The following is a 1,584-nucleotide window of genomic DNA, read 5'->3' on the forward strand; positions in this document are numbered from 1 at the left end:
GAATATCAAAGGTTTTAGATACGGTAAGCCTTCCTGATGAATGTGGAACTCCCAATATAATGGAAGTAAGCATGGATATGGTGGCAACCATGTACGTAGGTGTGGATTATAAGGGTAAGGACATAAAAGAACTTACGGATTTTACTAAAAATACTCTGCAACCTTACTTTGAAAGACAAAATGGTGTGGCAAGTATTACCTCTATGGGATTTACCACAGATTCCATAGAAGTAAAGCTAAACAGTAAAAAAATTGACAAAATTAATGATAAAATCCTGGCTAAAACAAACAGTAAATTGGTAGATGCACAAAAGCAGATAGATGATGCACAAAAGAAATTATCAGATGGGGAAAAGGAATTAAATTCCCAAAAGTCTAATTTAGATGACACTCAGAAAAGCACTAATAAGCAGTTAGCTGATGCCCAGGTTAAATTATCCCAGGCACAGGCTGTAAAAAATGCTTACGAGGCATCCCTTAACAGCTTAAAGGCAGGTAAAAGTGCCCTTGAAGCGGAGCAGAAGGCATATGAGGATGCAAAGGTTGAAGATATGTACAATAAAATTGACAAGACGTTTACAACTTTTAGCTCTCAGTATGGTGAACTGGCAAAACAGGCAGGGGTAACTGTTCCTAAAAATATTAAGGATGCGGTGAATAACAAAAAGGAATTTGAAGCTTTTGTAAAGTGGCTGGAAAAAATAGGTTACGGCAAAGAAGCAAAGGAATTAACCTACAAAAATCTGAAAAAAGTTTATGACATTGTAGAAGTGAGAATGCCCCAGATAAAAACTGAACTGGCAAATCTTGAAATAGAAATTAAGGCAGCATCAATGATGAATGACACTATTTCAGGACAGATGAAGGGAATAGACGAAAATCAGTCAAAAACAATTGAAGGGGGATATAACGCCGCCGCAGGATTTGGTGCAGGTCAGGCACAGATAGCAGCAGGTCAGACTCAGTTAGAAAGTGCTAAAAAGGATTTAAAAGATGCAAAGAAAAAACTGGAAAATTCAAGAAAAGCTGCTAAGGAGAATGCAAATGTGGACGCATTGTTAAGTATTGATACATTATCTAACCTTATTTATGCTCAAAACTTTTCAATGCCTGCGGGATACATAGACGATAAAAATGACGACCAGTGGTTGATTGATGTGGGAGATAATTATACCGGTAAAAAGGAAATTAAAGATATGGTTCTCACAAAAATATCCGGCATTGGAAAGATTAAATTATCAGATGTGGCTGATGTAACAGTGGTTGATAATGCGGGAGAAAGCTATTCAAAAATTAATGGTGGGGATGCAATATTACTTGCCATATATAAATCAAGTACAGCCAACACCAGTGATGTGTCTGATAACATAAAATCAGCATCAAAGGAACTGGAAAAGAAATATGATGGTTTGTCAGTAACAACCATTATGGATCAGAACAATTATATAGATATGATTATCAGTTCCGTTTTAAGCAGTATGCTTATTGGTGCAATTCTTGCAATTATTGTGCTGGCACTGTTTTTAAAGGATATTAAGCCTACATTAATAGTAGCCTTTAGTATACCATTTAGTGTGTTGTTTG

General features: G+C 36.1%; 1 protein-coding gene. It reads left to right on the forward strand.

Annotated elements, in window-relative coordinates; translation table 11 throughout:
- On the forward strand, window positions 1-1,584 hold a 1,584-nt coding region (locus Q5O73_RS08785), incomplete at both ends, for an efflux RND transporter permease subunit (RefSeq protein ID WP_302669496.1).

Origin of the sequence: Eubacterium sp. AF15-50, assembly GCF_934835595.1 — a bacterium.
In the GTDB taxonomy this organism is placed as follows: domain Bacteria; phylum Bacillota; class Clostridia; order Lachnospirales; family Lachnospiraceae; genus Eubacterium_G; species Eubacterium_G segne.